At 63.7% G+C, this 18,751-nt stretch carries 17 protein-coding genes and 1 riboswitch; of the genes, 12 read left to right on the forward strand and 5 right to left on the reverse strand.

Annotated elements, in window-relative coordinates; all coding sequences use genetic code 11:
• Positions 1 to 17 precede the first annotated feature (17 nt).
• The 7 genes from glmM (at position 18) to ACVDG8_RS22235 (ending at position 7,147) form a co-directional block, all read left to right on the forward strand.
• Positions 18 to 1,370, forward strand: coding sequence for a phosphoglucosamine mutase (glmM, locus tag ACVDG8_RS22205; RefSeq protein ID WP_371013268.1), 1,353 nt, complete (start codon positions 18 to 20; stop codon positions 1,368 to 1,370).
• 218 nt (positions 1,371 to 1,588) lie between these two features.
• On the forward strand, positions 1,589 to 2,416 hold the full coding sequence (locus tag ACVDG8_RS22210; RefSeq protein ID WP_447256622.1) for an outer membrane protein: 828 nt from the start codon (positions 1,589 to 1,591) through the stop codon (positions 2,414 to 2,416).
• A gap of 206 nt (positions 2,417 to 2,622) precedes the next feature.
• Positions 2,623 to 3,498, forward strand: coding sequence for an outer membrane protein (locus ACVDG8_RS22215; protein WP_447256623.1), 876 nt, complete (start codon positions 2,623 to 2,625; stop codon positions 3,496 to 3,498).
• A gap of 200 nt (positions 3,499 to 3,698) precedes the next feature.
• Positions 3,699 to 4,874, forward strand: a complete 1,176-nt coding sequence (locus ACVDG8_RS22220) for a phosphoserine transaminase (RefSeq protein ID WP_447256624.1) — start codon at positions 3,699 to 3,701, stop codon at positions 4,872 to 4,874.
• 65 nt (positions 4,875 to 4,939) lie between these two features.
• Positions 4,940 to 6,541 (forward strand): phosphoglycerate dehydrogenase, encoded by a 1,602-nt coding sequence (gene serA, locus ACVDG8_RS22225; protein ID WP_447256625.1) that lies wholly within the window; start codon positions 4,940 to 4,942, stop codon positions 6,539 to 6,541.
• Positions 6,542 to 6,637: 96 nt separating this feature from the next.
• The gene (locus ACVDG8_RS22230) at positions 6,638 to 6,850 is read left to right on the forward strand and encodes a DUF1902 domain-containing protein (protein WP_447256626.1); all 213 of its coding nucleotides are present in this window, start codon (positions 6,638 to 6,640) and stop codon (positions 6,848 to 6,850) included.
• A gap of 102 nt (positions 6,851 to 6,952) precedes the next feature.
• Positions 6,953 to 7,147, forward strand: a complete 195-nt coding sequence (locus tag ACVDG8_RS22235; protein WP_447256627.1) for a type II toxin-antitoxin system HicA family toxin — start codon at positions 6,953 to 6,955, stop codon at positions 7,145 to 7,147.
• Between the two features lie 6 nt (positions 7,148 to 7,153).
• Here ACVDG8_RS22235 and ACVDG8_RS22240 read toward each other — a convergent pair whose 3' ends face one another.
• Positions 7,154 to 8,074: a DMT family transporter gene (locus tag ACVDG8_RS22240; RefSeq protein WP_447256628.1), complete on the reverse strand. Its 921-nt coding sequence runs from the start codon at positions 8,072 to 8,074 to the stop codon at positions 7,154 to 7,156.
• Between the two features lie 301 nt (positions 8,075 to 8,375).
• On the opposite strand from ACVDG8_RS22240, the gene ACVDG8_RS22245 reads away from it, so the two are divergent.
• Positions 8,376 to 9,674 carry an adenylosuccinate synthase gene (locus ACVDG8_RS22245; protein WP_447256629.1) on the forward strand — a complete coding sequence of 433 codons (1,299 nt, stop codon included), beginning with the start codon at positions 8,376 to 8,378 and terminating at the stop codon, positions 9,672 to 9,674.
• 72 nt (positions 9,675 to 9,746) lie between these two features.
• Positions 9,747 to 11,579, forward strand: coding sequence for a hypothetical protein (locus ACVDG8_RS22250; RefSeq protein ID WP_447256630.1), 1,833 nt, complete (start codon positions 9,747 to 9,749; stop codon positions 11,577 to 11,579).
• A 26-nt stretch (positions 11,580 to 11,605) separates the two neighbouring features.
• Here the strand turns inward: ACVDG8_RS22250 and ACVDG8_RS22255 are convergent, their stop codons facing one another.
• The 4 genes from ACVDG8_RS22255 to ACVDG8_RS22270 all read right to left on the reverse strand — a co-directional run bounded on the left by ACVDG8_RS22255 (position 11,606) and on the right by ACVDG8_RS22270 (position 14,751).
• A complete protein-coding gene (locus tag ACVDG8_RS22255) occupies positions 11,606 to 11,905 on the reverse strand; it encodes a CcdB family protein (protein WP_447256631.1) in 300 nt (99 codons plus the stop codon).
• Positions 11,905 to 12,147, reverse strand: a complete 243-nt coding sequence (locus ACVDG8_RS22260; RefSeq protein WP_455707219.1) for a type II toxin-antitoxin system CcdA family antitoxin — start codon at positions 12,145 to 12,147, stop codon at positions 11,905 to 11,907. Before ACVDG8_RS22260 ends, ACVDG8_RS22255 begins: the two co-directional genes overlap by 1 nt.
• 143 nt (positions 12,148 to 12,290) lie before the next feature.
• Complete coding sequence (locus tag ACVDG8_RS22265; RefSeq protein ID WP_455707220.1) at positions 12,291 to 14,105, reverse strand: ABC-F family ATP-binding cassette domain-containing protein; 1,815 nt, start codon at positions 14,103 to 14,105, stop codon at positions 12,291 to 12,293.
• Between the two features lies 1 nt (position 14,106).
• Entirely contained in the window at positions 14,107 to 14,751 is a 645-nt protein-coding gene (locus ACVDG8_RS22270) for a thiamine diphosphokinase (protein ID WP_447256634.1), read from the reverse strand.
• A 137-nt stretch (positions 14,752 to 14,888) separates the two neighbouring features.
• A riboswitch (TPP riboswitch) is annotated at positions 14,889 to 14,994 on the forward strand.
• Positions 14,995 to 15,037: 43 nt separating this feature from the next.
• Here ACVDG8_RS22270 and thiB point away from each other — a divergent pair.
• The 3 genes from thiB to thiQ all read left to right on the forward strand — a co-directional run bounded on the left by thiB (position 15,038) and on the right by thiQ (position 18,677).
• Positions 15,038 to 16,042 (forward strand): thiamine ABC transporter substrate binding subunit, encoded by a 1,005-nt coding sequence (thiB, locus tag ACVDG8_RS22275; RefSeq protein WP_447256635.1) that lies wholly within the window; start codon positions 15,038 to 15,040, stop codon positions 16,040 to 16,042.
• Between the two features lie 231 nt (positions 16,043 to 16,273).
• Positions 16,274 to 17,914 carry a thiamine/thiamine pyrophosphate ABC transporter permease gene (gene thiP / locus ACVDG8_RS22280; RefSeq protein WP_455707221.1) on the forward strand — a complete coding sequence of 547 codons (1,641 nt, stop codon included), beginning with the start codon at positions 16,274 to 16,276 and terminating at the stop codon, positions 17,912 to 17,914.
• Positions 17,892 to 18,677, forward strand: coding sequence for a thiamine ABC transporter ATP-binding protein (thiQ, locus tag ACVDG8_RS22285; protein ID WP_447256637.1), 786 nt, complete (start codon positions 17,892 to 17,894; stop codon positions 18,675 to 18,677). Before thiP ends, thiQ begins: the two co-directional genes overlap by 23 nt.
• The last annotated feature ends 74 nt before the right edge of the window (positions 18,678 to 18,751 follow it).

Genomic DNA, 18,751 nt, shown 5'->3' on the forward strand with positions numbered 1-18,751 from the left:
CGGGGACTATGGCAGGTATGGCAGGTCAGTATTTCGGCACGGACGGCATCCGCGGACGCGCCAACAAGTTTCCGATGACGGCCGAAATCGCCATGCGCGTCGGCATGGCCGCCGGTCTTTCCTTCCAGCGCGGCGACCATCGCCACCGCGTCGTGCTCGGCAAGGACACGCGGCTTTCCGGCTACATGATCGAGAACGCGATGGTGGCGGGCCTGTGCGCCGCCGGCATGGACGTGTTCCTGCTCGGCCCCATTCCGACACCGGCTGTCGCCATGCTGGTGCGCTCGCTGCGCGCCGATATCGGCGTGATGATCTCGGCCTCGCACAACCCCTATTACGACAACGGCATCAAGCTGTTCGGCCCCGATGGCTACAAGCTCTCCGACGAGATCGAGGAGCGCATCGAGAGCATGCTCGACAAAGATATCGAGCTGGCGCTTGCCGATTCCGACGGGCTTGGCCGCGCCAAGCGCGTCGACGGCGTGCATGACCGCTACATCGAATTCGCCAAGCGCACGCTGCCGCGCTCGATGTCGCTTTCGGGGCTGCGCATCGTCGTCGATTGCGCCAACGGCGCCGCCTACAAGGTGGCCCCGGCAGCGCTTTGGGAACTGGGCGCCGAGGTCATAGCCATCAACGTCGAGCCGAACGGCTTCAACATCAACAAGGAATGCGGCTCGACCCATCCGGCCGGGCTGCAGAAGAAGGTACACGAGGTGCGTGCCGATATCGGCATCGCGCTCGATGGCGACGCCGACCGTGTCGTCATCGTCGACGAGAACGGCGCCATCGTCGATGGCGACCAGATCATGGCGCTGATCGCGGAATCCTGGCAGCAGAGCGGACGGCTGGCCGGCGGCGGTGTCGTCTCGACCGTGATGTCCAATCTCGGCCTCGAGCGCTTCCTCGGCGATATGAAGCTGCAGCTGCACCGCACCAAAGTCGGCGACCGCTATGTCGTGGAACATATGCGCGCGCATGGCTTGAATGTCGGCGGCGAGCAGTCGGGCCACATCGTGCTCTCCGATTTCTCGACCACCGGCGACGGCCTGGTGTCGGCGCTGCAGGTGCTGGCCTGCATCAAGCGGCAGAACCGCCCGGTCAGCGAGTTGTCGAAGAAGTTCGAACCGGTGCCGCAGCTGTTGAAGAATGTCCGCATCTCCGGCGGCAAGCCGCTGGAGGAGGCGCCGGTCAAGGCGGCGATCGAGGATGCGCGCAACCGGCTCGGCAAGGCCGGTCGCCTCGTCATCCGGCCCTCGGGCACCGAGCCGCTCATCCGAGTCATGGCCGAAGGCGACGATCCGCAACTGGTCGAGGCGGTCGTCAACGACATCGTCGGCATCATACAGGAAACCCGCAGCGCCGCCTGAGACGGCCACGACACGGCTCTTCCAGCATTCGAGTCCGCCTTTTTCAGCGGGCTTTTTGTTGCGTTTTGGCCACTGACGACACGCGGCTTCTAGCCAAGATTGTATAGATTCGTGGTTAATCAGTACGGTTAAACGGCTTTTAACCTTTGCGATTCATTATCCACCCGAGGTAATCATCTTCGGGCGCTGTCGTCCCGAGGCTTCTTAGGGGTGACACCATGTTCAATAGAGCCAGAATGGCATTGCTTGCCGTGCTGTTTGCGGGGCTGGCCGGCCACGCGGTCGCGGCCGACCTCCCCGAGCCGGTCGAGGAAGCGCCGCCGCCGGTCGTCGAACAGCCTCTCGATGTCGGGGGCTGGTACATCCGCGGCGATGTCGACTACCACAAGTCGACGGTGCGCGGTATCGACTACATGACCTACACCGTCGATCCTTGTAACTGCTCGGTCACGCCCGGCAGCAAAAGCTTCGATTTCGGCAAGCTCAAGGGCGGCTTCTCGCTCGGCGGCGGCGTCGGCTATAAGATCAACGACTATTTCCGCACGGACGTGACCGCTGACTACTGGTTCAAGTCGGACTTCAACGGCGGCACCTCGGATGCCATCTCGACCTCTACCGAAGTGTCGAGGATGAGCGCCCTGCTGCTGCTGGCCAATGCCTATGTCGACATCGGCACCTGGCATGGCATCACGCCTTATGTCGGCGCCGGTATCGGCGGCGCGCATGTCAAATGGGATACAGTTCACGATCCGAACACCACCGAGACCAACCCCGGTTCGTCCAACTGGCGGTTTGCCTACGCCCTCATGGCAGGCGCTTCCTACTGCCTGACCGACAGGGTGATCCTCGATGCTGGCTATCGCTTCAGCCATATCCAGGGCGGTCGCATGTTCGAATGGGATGCCAGCAGTTCCGGACCGGGCTTCGATCGCGGCATCAACACCCATGAAGTGCGCGGCGGCCTGCGCTACCAGTTCGGCGGCAACAATGGTTGCGCCGCGCCGGTGGCCTACCAGCCGGAGCCGGAACCGATCTACACCAAGTAATCGCTTCGCAGGTTCTGAATTCAAGACCGCCCGGCATCAGCCGGGCGGTTTTCGTTTGTGCGTGGCTGGCAAATATCGATCGAAATCAATTCGGTAACGGACTGTTATCCTTAACTGCCACTTAACCACTATGGTTAACAATGGCCCTTGAAACGGCAGCTGTGCTCGCGTTGCGACTGGCGTGCCACTCTCAGGAGCCGGGGACCATGACACTTATTTCGCGTATCGCGTCCGCGCTTTTCGCAATCCTTCTGCCGCTGACGCCGGCACTCGCGGCCGACTACGACCCGCCGGTCTATGTGGACCAGGCACCGGACTATAAGCCGGTCGAAGTGGGATCGGGCTGGTATCTGCGCGGCGACGTCGGTTACGCTTTCAACAAGCCCTATGATTTCACGCAGACGCCGTCTGGTGTCATCACTGATGTCAGCGCCATCTCCGGGTCGGTTGGCATGGGCTACCATTTCAACGATTACTTGCGCGGCGAACTGAATGTGGGCCTGCTGCCGACCAGCAAGTTCGATAACCAATATGTCACCACCTGCACAGGCAACCAGACGACGACGGTGACCGATAACGTATCGGGCAACGTGACCAGCCAGGTTACCGGCCCGAGCACCCGGGCCTGCGACGGGTCGGACTATACCCGCAACAAGGCGTATGACGTGATGGCCAGCGCCTACGTCGATCTCGGGACCTATGTCGGCTTCACTCCCTATGTGGGCGGCGGCCTCGGCGTGGCCTACAGCACCTACAAGCTCGCTCAGGGCGCCAAGAACTGTCAACCCGACTCGGTGAGCACTGTTGGCGGCGGCTCCACCACGACGACAACCTTCACTTGCTACAATTCAAGCGTTTATAACGGTACCGTCACGAGCGAGAAGCAGTTCAGCCTAGCCTATATGCTGGGCGCCGGTTTCGCCTATCAGGTCACCCAGAACGTCGCCATCGATCTCGGCTACCAATATGTGTCCCTGCCTTCGGCGAAATTCGCGACCATCGACAACACCGGCACGCCGTCGATCCACAAGGGTGTCGACTATCATCAGGTCAAGGTCGGACTGCGCTACGACCTCTGGTAAGAGCCCTCATCGCATAGGAACGACCACGGCGGATTTTGGTCCGCCGTTCGCGTCTGAGGTCACGGGAGCTTGATCGGGTATCACCGGTATCCCGGCAGCGACAAAAACTTTGCTCTTGACGCCGAAAGCCTGAACGCATATCGCCGTCCGTGGGCCACCCCTCCCCAACGAGGGGCCACTATCTGGAAGGATAGACCACGATGACGACGCTTACCAAGCCCGGACTCCGTCCGGCGAATCCCAATTTCTCCTCAGGTCCCTGCGCAAAACGCCCCGGCTGGTCGGTCGAGGCGCTGAAGAATGCCGCGCTCGGCCGTTCCCATCGCGCCAAGATCGGCAAGACCAAGCTCGAACAGGCGATCGAGCTGACGCGCGAAATCCTCCAGGTTCCCGCCGGCTACCGTATCGGCATCGTGCCGGCATCGGACACCGGCGCCGTCGAGATGGCGCTGTGGTCGCTGCTCGGCGAACGCGGCGTCGACATGGTCGCCTGGGAAAGTTTTGGCTCCGGCTGGGTCACCGACGTGGTCAAGCAGTTGAAGCTTGCCGATGTGCGCAAGATCGAGGCCGGCTACGGTGAATTGCCGGATCTCGCCAAGATCGATTTCGACCGCGACGTGGTCTTCACCTGGAACGGCACCACATCGGGCGTGCGCGTGCCGAACGGCGATTTCATCCCGGCGAAGCGCAAGGGACTGACCATCTGCGACGCGACTTCGGCCGCTTTCGCGCAAAGGCTCGATTTCGAAAAGCTCGATGTCGTCACCTTCTCCTGGCAGAAGGTTCTGGGCGGCGAGGGCGCGCATGGCATGCTGATCCTGTCGCCCCGCGCCGTCGAGCGGCTGGAGAGCTACAAGCCGTCATGGCCGCTACCCAAGATCTTCCGCCTGACTTCGGGCGGCAAGCTGATCGAAGGCATCTTCAAGGGCGAGACCATCAACACGCCGTCGATGCTGTGCGTCGAGGACTATCTCGATGCGCTCAACTGGGCAAAGTCGATCGGCGGTCTCGAGGCTCTAATTGCCCGTGCGGACGCCAACGCCGCCGTGCTCGACCGCTTCGCCGGCAAGTCGTCGTGGCTCGGACATCTCGCGGCCGATCCTGCGGTGCGCTCGAACACCTCGGTCTGCCTTTCCTTCACCGACCCGGCTGTCGCGGCGCTCGATGCCGACGGCCAGGCGGCCTTCGCCAAGGGCATCGTCTCGGTGCTCGACAAGGAAGGTATCGCCTACGACATCGGCTCCTATCGCGACGCGCCGCCCGGCCTGCGCATCTGGTGTGGCGCGACGGTCGAGGCCTCGGATCTCGAAGCGCTGCTGCCCTGGCTCGACTGGGCTTTTGCCGCGCAGAAGGCGTCGCTGAAAGCGGCTGCCTGAGATTTTCGGTGGCGGCCCGCGGGCCGCCCATTCCCAGCTCAATCCCATTTTTCAAGGAGGCCGCCATGGCGCCCCGCGTTCTCGTTTCGGATAAACTCTCCACCACCGCCGTGCAGATCTTCAAGGATCGCGGCATCGAGGTCGACTACCTGCCCGATCTCGGCAAGGATAAGGACAAGCTGCTCGAAGTGATCGACCAGTATGACGGGCTGGCCATCCGCTCGGCGACCAAGGTCACCGAGAAGCTGATCAACGCCGCCACAAAACTCAAGGTCGTCGGCCGCGCCGGCATCGGCGTCGACAATGTCGATATCCCGGCGGCCAGCCGCAAGGGCATCATCGTGATGAACACGCCCTTCGGCAATTCGATCACCACCGCCGAACACGCCGTGGCGATGATCTTTGCTCTCGCCCGCCAGATCCCGGAAGCCAACGCCTCGACCCATGCCGGCAAATGGGAAAAGAACCGCTTCATGGGCGTCGAGATCACCGGCAAGACGCTGGGCGTCATCGGCTGCGGCAACATCGGCTCGATCGTCGCGACGCGCGGCGTCGGCTTGAGGATGCACGTCATCGCCTTCGACCCGTTCCTGTCGGACAAGCGTGCCGAGGAGCTCGGCGTCGACAAGGTGGAACTCGACGAGCTTTTCACCCGCGCGGACTTCATCACGCTGCACACGCCGCTGACCGACAAGACGCGCAACATCATCGACGCGGCGGCGATCGCCAAGATGAAGAACGGGGTGCGCATCATCAATTGCGCGCGTGGCGGGCTGGTCGTCGAGGCCGATCTGGTCGCGGCGCTGAAGAGCGGCAAGGTCGCCGGCGCCGGCGTTGACGTGTTCGAGGTCGAACCGGCGGAGAACAACGAGCTGTTCGGCATGGAGAATGTGGTGGCGACACCGCATCTTGGCGCCTCGACAGCGGAAGCCCAGGAAAACGTTGCGCTGCAGGTCGCCGAGCAGATGGCCGACTATCTGATCAAGGGCGCGGTCTCCAACGCCATCAACATGCCGTCGATCACGGCGGAAGAGGCGCCGCGGCTAAAACCATTCGTCAAGCTCGCCGAAGTGCTCGGCGCCTTTGTCGGCCAGGTCACCGAGGATCCGATCACCGAGGTCGAGATCCTGTTCGACGGCTCGACCGCGACGATGAACACGCGCGCGCTGATCAGCGCCGCCCTTGCCGGACTGATCCGGCCGCAGGTCGCCGACGTCAACATGGTGTCGGCGCCGATCATGGTGAAGGAACGCGGCATCATCGTCGCCGAGGTCAAGCGCGACAAGTCGGGCGTATTCGACGGCTATATCAAGCTGACGGTCAAGACCGAGCATATGACGCGCTCGATCGCCGGCACCTGCTTCTCGGACGGCAAGCCGCGCTTCATCCAGATCAAAGGCATCAACCTAGACGCCGAAGTCGGCCAGCATATGCTCTACACCACCAATGCCGATGCGCCCGGCATCATCGGTCTGCTTGGCACCGTCTGCGGCGAGAATGGCGTCAACATCGCCAACTTCCAGCTCGGCCGCAATCGTCCAGGCGGCGACGCCATCGCGCTGCTCTATCTCGACGCGCCGTTCCCGGAGCCCGTGCTGGAAAAGGTGCGGGCGCACAAGTCGATCGACTCGGCCAAGCGGTTGCATTTCGACGTGGGTGGGGCTTGATCCCGGGCTTCGGCAAAGGATTTGAAAGGTGCGGACCAGCCCGCGCCTTTGTGTTTACGAACGGATACGGTAGAATATCGCTCTGAGGAGTTTGTGATGAAGATTGTCGTCGACGCATTTTGGGATGACGAAGCCAAAGTCTGGGTAGCGTCGTCACGCGAAAAGATCGGTCTGGCGACAGAGGCCGATACGATAGAGGCGCTTCAGCGCCGATTGGCGACGATAGTCCCGGACTTACTCGGCGAGGACCATAAGGGGCCGTTCGAAATCGAATTGATTGCTCGGAGTCACCAGACAGTAGCTGCCTAGCGGTTAACCTTTATCAGCTGCTATTTAATATCTTCTTAAGTTATTTTTATCGTTTTTCGCATTGAATCGAGCCGAATCAGTTTCCGGCGTCGGGCTTTCGAGATGAATAATTTTGCTCTGTTAACGAAAAAGCTTTTGTCGCAAGCTGGCTGGCAATTTCTTCGCCCAGGTAAAGGGGATCATGAAATATGGCACGATCCCAGTTCAGGGAATAAGGTCACCGTCGATCACACGATCAAGTCTCGTCACACGGCGAATGGCATTTTGAAACAAGCTGGCTTGCCTAAGGCGTTTTGACCGACGCTAACCAGAGTGTCCGCTTGTCTCGATTCGCGTTGTGGCTGCCTTCCTGCCGCTGTATTCGGCGAGGCCGATGCCTCCAAGCACCAGCACCAGGGCAAGTCCCTGGTAGAGCTGGAACGTCTCGCCGACGATCACCACTGAAAGCAGCGTGCCGAAGATCGGCACCAGATTAATGAACAGACCGGCGCGGTTGGCGCCGATCAGTTCATTGCCCCTGATGTAGGTTATCTGGGAGACGACCGAGGCGCCGATAGCCGTGTAAACGATGACAGCCCAGCCGCGCGCGTCGGGCACGATGACGTTGCCCGCGGCAAGCTCCCACAGGAAGAAGGGCAGCGAGGTGACGAGTGCGGCGACCGCGAGGCACAGCATCAGGCTCTGCCAGCGCATCACCGGCTTCAGACGCAGCCCGACCGAATAGCCGCTGTAGAGCACGACCGCGACGAGCATGATGGCGTCGCCGAAATTGAGCTCCAGCGTCAACAGCCGACGCGGGTCGCCGTGACAGGCGGTCAGGATCACGCCGGCGATGGTCAGCACGACGCCGGCAATCTGCACCCAGCTGACGCGCAGGCGGAAGAAGATGAAGTTGGCGACGATGATCAGGACCGGCATCGCCGCCTGTTCGATCGAGACGTTGATCGCGGTCGTGTAATTGAGCGCGGTATAGAAGATGGTGTTGAACAGGGTGAAGCCGCTGGCGCCCAACGCCGACAGCACGAACCAGTGCCTGCGCACCACCGGCCAGTCGCTTCGGATCGTCGGCCAGCCGACCGGCAGCAGGATCGCCACTGCCAGCACCCAGCGCAGGAACACCAGCGTCACCGGCGAAACATGGTCTACCGCCAGCTTGCCGGCGACAGAATTGCCGCCCCACAGCAAGGTTGTGAGCAGCAGAAACAGGTATGCGCTTCGATGCATGGCGGAATTCCGGACGCGGGGGTGTCCTGCGGTGTCCGCCGGCCTATGGCCCCTATCAACCCAAGTAAATGATGCGAGGCCCGGAATTTGTTGTGCCTGGATCGGGATGACGTTTCATTTGAATCGCCATCCCGATCCAGTCTTGGTTGGAGCATGATCTTTTCCGGAAACCGGCTCCCACTTTTCGGGATCATGCTCCAGGGAGGTTTTGGCGGCAAAGAAGGGGTCGCGTCGCTCCATACTTGACGCTATAGAGGCCTGTCGTTCAGGCCGCCCACGCGGCATTTCAAGGGAAAAGAACATGGCCAATGTGGTGGTCGTCGGCTCGCAATGGGGCGACGAAGGCAAAGGCAAGATCGTCGACTGGCTGTCGGAACGGGCCGACGTGGTCGTGCGCTTTCAGGGCGGCCACAATGCCGGTCATACGCTGGTCGTCGACGGCAAGGTCTACAAGCTGTCGCTGTTGCCCTCGGGTGTGGTGCGCGAAGGCAAGCTGTCGATCATCGGCAATGGCGTGGTCTTCGACCCGCACGCGTTCGTCGCGGAAGCGGCGAAGCTCAGGGACCAAGGCGTCAATGTGACGCCCGAGCGCCTGAAAATAGCCGAAAACACCGCGCTTATCCTGTCGCTGCACCGGGAGCTGGACGGATTTCGCGAAGACGCCGCCTCGAATTCCGGAACCAAGATTGGCACGACCCGCCGCGGCATCGGCCCCGCCTATGAAGACAAGGTGGGCCGGCGCGCGATCCGGGTGATGGATTTGGCGGATTTGGAAACGCTTCCCCTGAAGGTCGACAGGCTGCTTACGCACCACAATGCGCTGCGCCGCGGGCTCGGCCATCCCGAGGCGACGCACGAGGCGATCCTGCAGGAGCTGACCTCGGTGGCCGTCGACATCCTGCCTTACATGGATCGGGTCTGGAAAGTGCTCGACGACAAGCGGCGCGCCGGCGAGCGCATCCTGTTCGAGGGCGCGCAAGGCACGCTGCTCGACATCGATCACGGCACCTATCCCTTCGTCACCTCGTCCAACACGGTGGCTGGCCAGGCGGCGGCCGGTTCCGGCGTCGGGCCAGGCACGATCGGCTATGTGCTCGGCATCACCAAGGCCTATACGACGCGCGTCGGCGAAGGACCGTTCCCGACCGAGCAGAAGAACGAGATCGGCGAGTTCCTCGGCACGCGCGGCCATGAATTCGGCGTCGTCACCGGGCGCAAGCGCCGCTGCGGCTGGTTCGACGCCGTGCTGGTGCGCCAGGCGGTCGCCGTCAACGGCATCAAGGGCATCGCGCTCACCAAGCTCGACGTGCTCGACGGACTGGACGAGATCAAGGTCTGCACCGGCTACAGGCTCGACGGCGAGACGATCGACTATCTGCCGGCGAGCCAGGGCGCGCAGGCGCGCGTCGAACCCATCTACGAAACGCTCGACGGATGGAAGGGCACGACGGCCGGCGCCCGGAGCTGGAACGATCTGCCGGCGCAAGCCGTCAAATATGTCCGCTACATCGAAGAGCTCATCGGCGCCCCGGTGGCGCTGCTTTCCACCAGCCCGGAGCGGGACGACACAATACTTGTGACCGACCCGTTTCAAGATTAGTTTCTCAAGCCTTCCCGGCGGTACGGCTGATTTGCGGCGGGCCCGGGAAAACGATTGCAGGTCACCTGACGCATGGCAGATTTCGTTAGTGTTCTGAAAAAGCAGCTCGAAAAGAAGGGCGAGCCCCCGTTCGAGATGCGCAAGCAGATATATGACGGTGCCCGTTCGGTGCTGGCAAAGAAGCTCGCCGAGTATTCGCCGCCGCTCGCCCCCGATGTCGTCAGCAAGCAGAAGCGCTCGCTGGAAGACGCCATTTCGAGCGTCGAACGCGAATATGCCAGACGTGCTCCGGCCGAGGATCCGCTGGCCGAGCTGGAGCATATTTTCTCCTCCATCGACCGCAACAAGAACCAGACGAGCCACGTCCGGCAACCCGCCGCACCCGAGCCCGCCAAGGCGGATCCCTTCAAGTCCGAAGCCTTCAGGCCGGCGCCTGCCCCGGCCAGGACCGAGCCGAGCTGGCAAAGCACTGCCAGGACCGAACCTGCCCGGCCAAGTCCGGCGAAGACCGAACCCAGCTGGCAAGGTGCAGCGAAGGTCGAGCCCAACTGGCAAAGCACGGCAAAGGCCGAACCGGCCTGGCAAAAGACGCCCTCGGCACCGCCGCCGATGCCGTCGCCGCGCGACGACGATGTCAACTTCGCGGGCGCGCATGATGCCGATGATGGCGGCGATGTCTTTGCCAATGACGAGCAACCGGCGGCCGACACCTTCCAGCGGCTGCGGCCTGCACCGCGCAAGCGCAGCTATGGCGGCTTGATCGCTACCGTCGTCGCGCTGCTGGTGCTGGCCGGCGGCGGCTATGGCATCTGGCTGAACAAGAATGCGTTCGGTTCGCTGTTTGGCCTCAACGGCAGCGGCAACAAGACGGTGTCGACCGAGCCGCTGGTCAAGCCGGCTCCGGCAAAGCCGGCCGAGACGGCGGCCAAGCCGCCCGCGTCCGGCACTGGCGAGGCGGCCGACACGACCAAGTTCACGCAGCGCCTGTCGTCGGAAGGTAAGGAGAGCGATCCGGGTCCCGCCGGCGGGCAGGCGACGATCGGCGAAGGTGAATCCGTCGCCGCTCTGACCACCCGGCCGCCGACCACGCCGGCGGCGACCGGTGCGCAGCCGCCCTCGGCGACGCCAGCGCCCGATGCGACGCAGCCGGCGGCGACACCTCCGGCGACCGATGCCGCGGCCACTCCAGCGGCCGGCGCTCCGGCAGCTGGAACCACCACACCGCCGGCTGCCGCAGCGACGCCGCCCGCAGCGACGCCGCCCGCAACGACGCCGCCAGCACCGGCGACCGCGCCGGCGACGGGGACCGCGCCTACAACGCCCACGCCGGCGACGGCAGAGGCGACCGTGCCGGTCGGACAGAAGGCGATCTTCTATGAGGAGCGCACCAGCACCCAGCAGGGCACGGCGGAGCCTGGCAGCATCGTCTGGTCGCTGGTTCAGGAATCGCCCGGCGGCGACCTGCCGCCCGAGCCGGCGATCCGCGCCGAGGCAACGATCCCCGGCAAGAACATCCAGTTGCGCATGACGATCCGGCGCAACACCGACCAGACCCTGCCGGCCAGCCACATCATCGAGATGATCTTCCTGACGCCGAAAGACTTCGACGGCGGCGGCGTCGACGGCCTTCTGCGCATCGCCATGAAGAGTTCGGAGCAGGACGCCGGCAGCCCGCTGATCGGCCTCCCGGCCAAGATCGGCGACGGCTTCTTCCTCGTCGCGCTCAACGATACCAAGGCCGACCAGGATGCCAATCTGACGCTGCTCAGGGGCCAGGACTGGATCGACGTGCCGGTCGTCTACAAGACCGGCCGCCGCGCGCTGCTCACCATGGAAAAGGGCATTCCCGGCGAGAAGGTCTTTGATGAAGCGCTGAAGGCGTGGCAGGCGAAGACGTCGGGATGATAGCGAGCTGTTCGCTATTTCGTTGTTCAGAAGCCCTGGAAAAGCATGTCGAGCGCGGCCACGATGTCGTCGTGATGCCTCGTCAGGTTTAGCCGACTTTCGCCTAATTCGCTCGTCGGGGCGGTGGCGATCAGGTGTGTTGCCATAACCAGCCTGCGGCCGTTGATCTCGAAGGTCGGATGAAGTTTTCGCATCGGTGGAGGCACCATTGAGACCGGCAGAAGCGGGACAACTACCCGTGTCTTGAAATTGTCGAGCAGGTCGGATTGGACGTCGAGCAAATAACTACCTTCCGCACGGCCCGCGAAGACATCATAGCGGGGCATCAGAACTGCCGGTACTCTTCCAGTGGAATGCCGTGTTGCTCAGCGTAGTCGTTCCACGCATCTATCGTAGCGCGGTTCTCCAGTTTCCAGAGCCGCGTTTTCTCGGCAGCCACAGCCTCAGCAATGCCGGCCTCAGCGGCGCGCGAGACATTCACGTCAAGCCCCTTGGCTTCCCGCATGAGGTTCAGATCGATCGAAAGGTTCGCTGGTTGACGGATTGCATTCAGCGCAATCTTTGGCATATTGGCCTCCGGAATATGCGCATAATATATGCGCATTTGTATGCTAGAGCAATAATCAAGCACGGCTCACTGCCAAGGCGCGTCGGCCATATCGTGGGTTTGTTGCTTCAGTCGACAAATCGTTGTCGATTGATCGGCGCCCCTTACCCTTCCATCTCTTCCCGCAGCATTTCCAGCTCCAGCCACTCTTCCTCGAGGGCTGCCAGCGTGGCGCGTTCCTTGTCGAGGGCGGCGATGGTTTTCTGGAACGATGTCGGATCGCGCTCGTAGAAGGACGGGTCGGCGATGTTGTTTTCCAGCCGCGAAATCGAGGCGGTCACCGCTTCGATCTTCTTCGGCAGCGAGTCCAACGCGAATTTCTGCTTGAACGAGAACTTCTTCGCCGACCCTTTTGACGTGGCCTGCTCGGCCTTCGGCGTCGCTTCGCCCGCCTCGGCCTTGGTTCTTGCCTTGCGATCTTCCAGCTTCGAGCCGCAGCGCTGCGCCAGCATGTCGGAATAGCCGCCGGCATATTCGATCCAGCGGCCGCCGCCGTCCGGCGCAATCACGCTGGTGACGGTGCGGTCGAGGAAATCGCGGTCGTGGCTGACCAGGATCACGGTTCCGGCAAAGCCGGCGACCAGTTCCTGCAGCAGTTCCAGCGTCTCCATGTCGAGGTCGTTGGTCGGCTCGTCGAGCACCAAAAGGTTCGCCGGCCGGGCCAGCACGCGCGCCAGGATCAGCCGTGCCCGTTCGCCGCCGGAGAGCTCGCGCACCGGCGTGCGCGCCTGCTCAGGCTTGAACAGGAAATCCTTCATGTAGGAGACGACATGGCGCTGCTCGCCATTGATGACGAGGTTCTCGCCGCGCCCGTCGGTAAGATATTGCGCGAGTGTCTCGGCGGGGTCGACGGCTTCGCGCTTCTGGTCGAGCGTGGCGATCTCCAGATTGACGCCGAGCCGCACGGTGCCGGCATCGGGCGCCAGCTCACCGGTCAGCATCTTCAGAAGCGTCGTCTTGCCGGCGCCGTTCGGGCCGACAAGGCCGACGCGGTCGCCGCGCTGGATGCGGGTCGAAAAACCCTTGACCACGGTCAGGTCGCCGAAGCTCTTCTCGATATTTTTGGCTTCGATCACCAGCTTGCCGGATTCGGCTGCGTCACTCGCCACCATGGTCGCGGTGCCTTCGGCGCCGCGATGGCCGCGAAAGCGCTGGCGCATGGTCTGGAGTTCACCAAGGCGGCGCATGTTGCGCTTGCGCCTGGCCGTCACGCCGTAGCGCAGCCAATGTTCCTCACGCACGATCTGGCGGCCGAGCTTGTGCTGCTCGCGCTCTTCCTCTTCCAGCACCTGGTCGCGCCATTCCTCGAAATGGGCAAAGCCCTTGTCGAGCCGCCGTGTCTGGCCACGGTCGAGCCAGACCGTGGCGCGCGTGACGCGTTCGAGGAAGCGGCGGTCGTGCGAGATCAGGATGACGGCGGAGGATGTGCGGGCAAGCTCCTCTTCCAGCCATTCGATGACCGAGAGGTCGAGATGGTTGGTCGGTTCGTCGAGGAGCAGGATGTCAGGCTCGGGCGCCATGACGCGGGCAAGGGCGGCGCGCCGCGCCTCGCCGCCGGAAAGATCGTTCGGGCGCTCCTCGCCGGTGAGGCCGAGATGCTCCATCAGATAGGTGGCGCGGTGCGGATCGTCGGCCGGGCCGAGACCAGCCTCGACATACGCGCGCACGGTTGCGAAGCCGTCCATATCGGGCATCTGCGGCAGATAGCGCACGGTCGCGGAAGGCTGGCGGAACACTTCGCCGTCCTGCGGCTCGATGATGCCGGCGGCGATCTTGAGCAGCGTCGATTTGCCGGAACCGTTGCGCCCGACCAGGGCGATCTTGTCGCCGGCGGAGGCACTAGGTGCTGCGCCGTCAAGCAGCGGCGCGCCGCCGAAGGTCAGTTTTATGCCGTCGAGATTGAGGAGTGGCGGCGCCATATCAGCTTTCTGGGAGGGGATGAGGGTGGGCCAGAAGCAGCGCCCTGCCGCGCTCCAGCGCGATGCCGAGCCGGCCTCTGACCTCGTTTGATATAGTAAGCGAGGAGCCGAACGCCACCTCGACATGATCGAGCGGCCATTTGGCGCCGGTAACCGTCAGGCCGGACAGGTCGGAGAAGCCAAGCACTGAAAACAGCGTACCGTCGACGTAGTCGAAACCGGCCTTGCCGGGCAGGATGGGAACGCCTTCCTGGGCGCCGCTGGTCAAAAGGACCGTGATGCCCGCCTCAGCCAGGCGCACGGCAAGCGCCAGATGCAGGAAAGCGTGGTCGGCCCGCTTGCCGCCGAAGGCGCCGGCGAGAATGAGACTGGTCGCGCCGCGATCCAGCGCTTCGGCGATGGCCAGCTCGCCATCCGTCTTGTCTTTCTCGGCCGGGAACACGCTCTTCGGCACGGCGGCCAGGTTTTCCGGCAGGTTGGCCGGCACCGAATCGAAATCGCCGACCCACAATTCCGGCACGATGCCCAGCATGCGGGCATGGCCGATGCCGGCATCGGCGGCGATGACGCGCGAGCCTTCGATCTGGCGTTCAAGCCGAGGTGTGCGGATAAGCTCGCCGCCAAGCAGGATGGTGAATGTGCCCATGGCCGTGGCCCTTACCAGCCCGCCGGGTGAAACGGAAGCCGGGCGGCTCCATACGTCATCTCCAGGGCCGCCATCCGAACATTAGATGCCCGGCAAACTTCCGCTTGCGCGCCGCTTCGGCCGGGCCTATCTGTCGAAACGCTCTAACGGGGTGCCGGACTTGATCCGGCTGAGAGGCCAGAAAGCCAACCCGCTGAACCTGATCCGGTTTGTACCGGCGGAGGGATTAGACGTTTCGGACCGTCCGACGCCTCAATTCCTTGTCACTCGAACGAAGGAGGCGCCGATGCGCTCGCTACTGTCACATCTTATTCTGGCAACCGGCCTTGTCTCGCTTATGGCGTGCCCTGCCGCGGCGAAAGACAAGCTCACCGTCTATACCTATGAGAGCTTCACCGCCGACTGGGGCCCCGGTCCGGCCGTGAAGAAGGAATTCGAGGCCGAATGCGGCTGCGATCTCGAATTCGTCTCGGTTGCCGACGGCGTGGCGCTGCTCAACCGCGTCAAGCTGGAAGGCGCCGGCACCAAGGCCGATGTCGTGCTTGGCCTCGACACCAACCTGACCGCCGACGCCAAGGCGAGCGGGCTGTTCGCGCCGCATGGCGCGGTGGCCGCAAGCAACGTTCCGGGCGGCTGGAGCGACGATGTTTTCGTGCCCTTCGACTACGGGTACTTCGCGGTCGTCTATGACACGCAGAAGCTGAAAACGCCGCCGAAAAGCCTGAAGGACCTGGTGGAAGGCGCCGGCACCGACAAGATCGTCATCCAGGATCCGCGCACCTCGACGCCGGGGCTGGGCCTGCTGCTCTGGGTCAAGTCGGTCTATGGCGACAAGGCGCCGGAGGCCTGGGCCAAGCTCAAGACGAAAGTGCTGACGGTGACGCCGGGCTGGAGCGAAGCCTACGGCCTGTTCACCAAGGGCGAGGCGCCGATGGTGCTCTCCTACACGACCTCGCCGGCTTACCACATGGTGGCCGAGAACACCGAGCGCTACCAGGCGGCTTCGTTCGAGGAAGGCGAGTATCTGCAGATCGAAGTTGCCGGCATCACCACGACCGGCGCGAAAAACCCGCTGGCGCAAAAATTCATCGCCTTCATGACCGGGCCGAAGTTCCAGGACGTCATTCCGGAAACCAACTGGATGTTCCCGGCCGGCAAGACCGACAAGCCGCTCAACCCGGCCTTCGACAAACTGGTGAAGCCGACCAAGACCTTGCTGTTCAGCCCGGAGGAGGTGGCGGCCAACCGCAAGGCCTGGGTGGATGAGTGGCTGGCGGTGATGAGCAAGTAGCTTTGCCTGTATGATCGGAAGATGATCGCTCTACGGCGCCCCCCTCTGTCCTGCCGGACATCTCCCCACAAGGGGGAGATTGGCTGTTTTGGCGCCCTGCCTCTTATTGCAACGTTGGAGATTGGCGAAAGCCGGTGCGACAGCTGATCTCCCCCTCGTGGGGGAGATGTCCGGCAGGACAGAGGGGGCGCGACGGAACGCGGCGCTCGGTAAATTCCGCCAAGGTGCAGCGTGCAATCCGCCAAGCGTCCTGACTCCCGCATCACCGCCGGCGTTGTCGCGCTTGCGGCCATCGCCTTGCTCATTGGCGGCGCTTTCGCCGGGCTCTTGCTCGAAGGCGCGCACGACCTCTCTGGCGCCGTCTCGGCCTTCGATGGTTACCTCTTCCGCGTCGCCCGCTTCACGCTCTGGCAAGCCCTGCTGTCGACGCTATTGTCGGTCGCGCCGGCATTGCTGGTGGCGCGCGCCCTGTCGCGGCATCCAGATTTCCCGGGACGTCGCCTGATCCTGCAGCTTTTCACGGTGCCGCTGGCGCTGCCAGCCATCGTCGCCGCGCTTGGTGTGTTGGCGCTCTATGGCCGTGCCGGATATTTTGCCGGCGTCCTTGGGACCCTCGGCGCTGGAGAATGGCCGGGGATCTATGGGCTCTCCGGCATCCTGGTCGCGCATGTCTTCTTCAACCTGCCTTTGGCCACGCGCCTTTTCCTTGAGGCGCTCGGCACTATTCCGACCGATCAGTGGCGGCTGGCGAGCCAGCTCGGCATGGGCGCGCGGCCGGCCTTCCGGCTGATCGAATGGCCGGCGCTGCGTGCCGCTTTGCCTGGCGTCGCCGGGCTGGTCTTCATGCTTTGCATCACCTCCTTCACCATCGTGCTGACGCTGGGCGGCGGGCCGGCCGCGACGACGCTGGAGGTCGCCATCTACCAGGCGCTGCGTTTCGATTTCGATCCGGCCCGGGCGGTGGTGCTGACGCTGCTGCAGATCGGCCTGACATTCGTGGTGATGGTGGCGCTCGCCCGGCTCGGCGCCAACACGGTAGGCGACGCCAATCTGCCGGTGGCGCCGCGCCGTTATCTTGGCGTTGGCCGGATGGAAACCGTGCTTAACGCCGGCCTCATCGCACTCGCTTTGCTGTTCGTCGCCGGGCCGATGGCAGCGACCGTACTGGCAGGGCTGAAGGCCGACCTTGGCCGGCTGGCGGGCGATGAGGCAGTACGCCGTGCAACGCTGACCAGCGCCGGCCTCGCCTTCACGGCGGCGCTGCTTGCCGTCACCTTGTCGATGGCTTTGATCGCCGCGCGGCGGGCATTGGCTTTGCGCCGTCGTCGCGGCAACGCCATGAGCCTGCTCGAGCATGCCGCAGACACCGGCGCCGGCTTCGTGCTGGTCGTGCCGCCGATCGTGCTCGGCGCCGGCTGGTTCCTGGCGCTTCGCAACGTGGCGGACGTGTTTGCCGTCGCCCCGGTCATGGTCGTCGCCGTCAATGCGGTGATGGCGATGCCCTTTGCCATCCGTGCGATCCGCCCCGCCTATGACGCGGCCAGCGAGCGCCATGAGCGACTTTGCCTGGCGCTCGGCATTACCGGCTGGAGCCGGCTGCGCCTCGTTGATTGGCCGTCGCTGCGGCGGCCGCTGGCAACCGGATTTGCCTTCGCCATGGCGCTGTCGCTCGGCGATCTCGGTGTGATCGCGCTGTTCGGCAGCGATTCCGTGCAGACCTTGCCCTATCTGCTGCTCGCGCGCATGGGCAGCTACCGAACCGCCGACGCCGCAGGGCTTGCCTTGCTGCTCGGGCTCGTCTGCCTGATGCTGGTGGTTGCCGCCGACCGGCTCGGGCGGGAGGAAAGTCATGACGGCGACGATCGGCAATAGTGCCCCGCACAAGGGGCTCGCGGTGCGGCTGGACGGCGTTGCGTTCAGCTACGGCGAGGCGTCGTTCCGCTTCGATGTCGCATTCGCTGCCGGCAGGATCACCGCCATCATGGGGCCGAGCGGTTCCGGCAAGTCGACACTGCTCAGTTTGATAGCCGGCTTTGAATCGCCGGAAGCGGGCAAGGTGCTGATCGGCGGCGACGATGTCGGCAACACCGCGCCCTCGGCGCGGCCGGTGTCGATGGTATTCCAGGAGAACAATCTGTTCGCGCATCTTTCGGTCGAAGCCAATGTCGGGCTCGGCCGTTCGCCGTCGCTGAGGCTTGGCGATGCCGACCACGTGGCGGTTGCCGAAGCGCTGACGCGCGTCGGCCTCGCCGGCAAGGAGAAGCGGTTGCCGCACGAGCTCTCCGGCGGCGAACGGCAGCGCGTGGCGCTGGCGCGCGTGCTGCTGCGCGACCGGCCGGTGCTGTTGCTCGACGAGCCTTTCGCTTCGCTCGGCCCGGCGTTGCGCGACGATATGCTCGATCTCGTGGCCGGCATTCATGCCGAGCGCGCAATGACCGTGCTTTTCGTCACGCATCAGCCGGACGATGCGCGCCGCATCGGCCAGGATATGGCCTTTCTCGATGACGGCGCGATCGCGGCGATCGGCCCTGCAGTCGATTTCTTCGGCCGGTCTGGACCGGCCGCGTTCCGGCGCTATATCGGCGACGAGAGCAAGCGCACCGGTTCACGACATATTGCCCGGAAGCGGACATAATTTACGGCCAAACCGGCGAAGGGCGATCAGGCGTTTGCTTGCCTTGACCGGAGGAGTGTGGCTAGGTCCGGCCA

Source organism: Mesorhizobium sp. ORM8.1 (assembly GCF_053005525.2).

Bases quoted from the DNA above. Each gene is read 5' to 3' on its own strand.
- glmM (WP_371013268.1), top strand. From the start codon at position 18: ATGGCAGGTCAGTATTTCGGCACGGACGGCATCCGCGGACGCGCCAAC.
- ACVDG8_RS22210 (WP_447256622.1), top strand. From the start codon at position 1,589: ATGTTCAATAGAGCCAGAATGGCATTGCTTGCCGTGCTGTTTGCGGGG.
- ACVDG8_RS22215 (WP_447256623.1), top strand. From the start codon at position 2,623: ATGACACTTATTTCGCGTATCGCGTCCGCGCTTTTCGCAATCCTTCTG.
- ACVDG8_RS22220 (WP_447256624.1), top strand. From the start codon at position 3,699: ATGACGACGCTTACCAAGCCCGGACTCCGTCCGGCGAATCCCAATTTC.
- serA (WP_447256625.1), top strand. From the start codon at position 4,940: ATGGCGCCCCGCGTTCTCGTTTCGGATAAACTCTCCACCACCGCCGTG.
- ACVDG8_RS22230 (WP_447256626.1), top strand. From the start codon at position 6,638: ATGAAGATTGTCGTCGACGCATTTTGGGATGACGAAGCCAAAGTCTGG.
- ACVDG8_RS22235 (WP_447256627.1), top strand. From the start codon at position 6,953: ATGAATAATTTTGCTCTGTTAACGAAAAAGCTTTTGTCGCAAGCTGGC.
- ACVDG8_RS22240 (WP_447256628.1), bottom strand. From the start codon at position 8,074: ATGCATCGAAGCGCATACCTGTTTCTGCTGCTCACAACCTTGCTGTGG.
- ACVDG8_RS22245 (WP_447256629.1), top strand. From the start codon at position 8,376: ATGGCCAATGTGGTGGTCGTCGGCTCGCAATGGGGCGACGAAGGCAAA.
- ACVDG8_RS22250 (WP_447256630.1), top strand. From the start codon at position 9,747: ATGGCAGATTTCGTTAGTGTTCTGAAAAAGCAGCTCGAAAAGAAGGGC.
- ACVDG8_RS22255 (WP_447256631.1), bottom strand. From the start codon at position 11,905: ATGCCCCGCTATGATGTCTTCGCGGGCCGTGCGGAAGGTAGTTATTTG.
- ACVDG8_RS22260 (WP_455707219.1), bottom strand. From the start codon at position 12,147: ATGCCAAAGATTGCGCTGAATGCAATCCGTCAACCAGCGAACCTTTCG.
- ACVDG8_RS22265 (WP_455707220.1), bottom strand. From the start codon at position 14,105: ATGGCGCCGCCACTCCTCAATCTCGACGGCATAAAACTGACCTTCGGC.
- ACVDG8_RS22270 (WP_447256634.1), bottom strand. From the start codon at position 14,751: ATGGGCACATTCACCATCCTGCTTGGCGGCGAGCTTATCCGCACACCT.
- thiB (WP_447256635.1), top strand. From the start codon at position 15,038: ATGCGCTCGCTACTGTCACATCTTATTCTGGCAACCGGCCTTGTCTCG.
- thiQ (WP_447256637.1), top strand. From the start codon at position 17,892: ATGACGGCGACGATCGGCAATAGTGCCCCGCACAAGGGGCTCGCGGTG.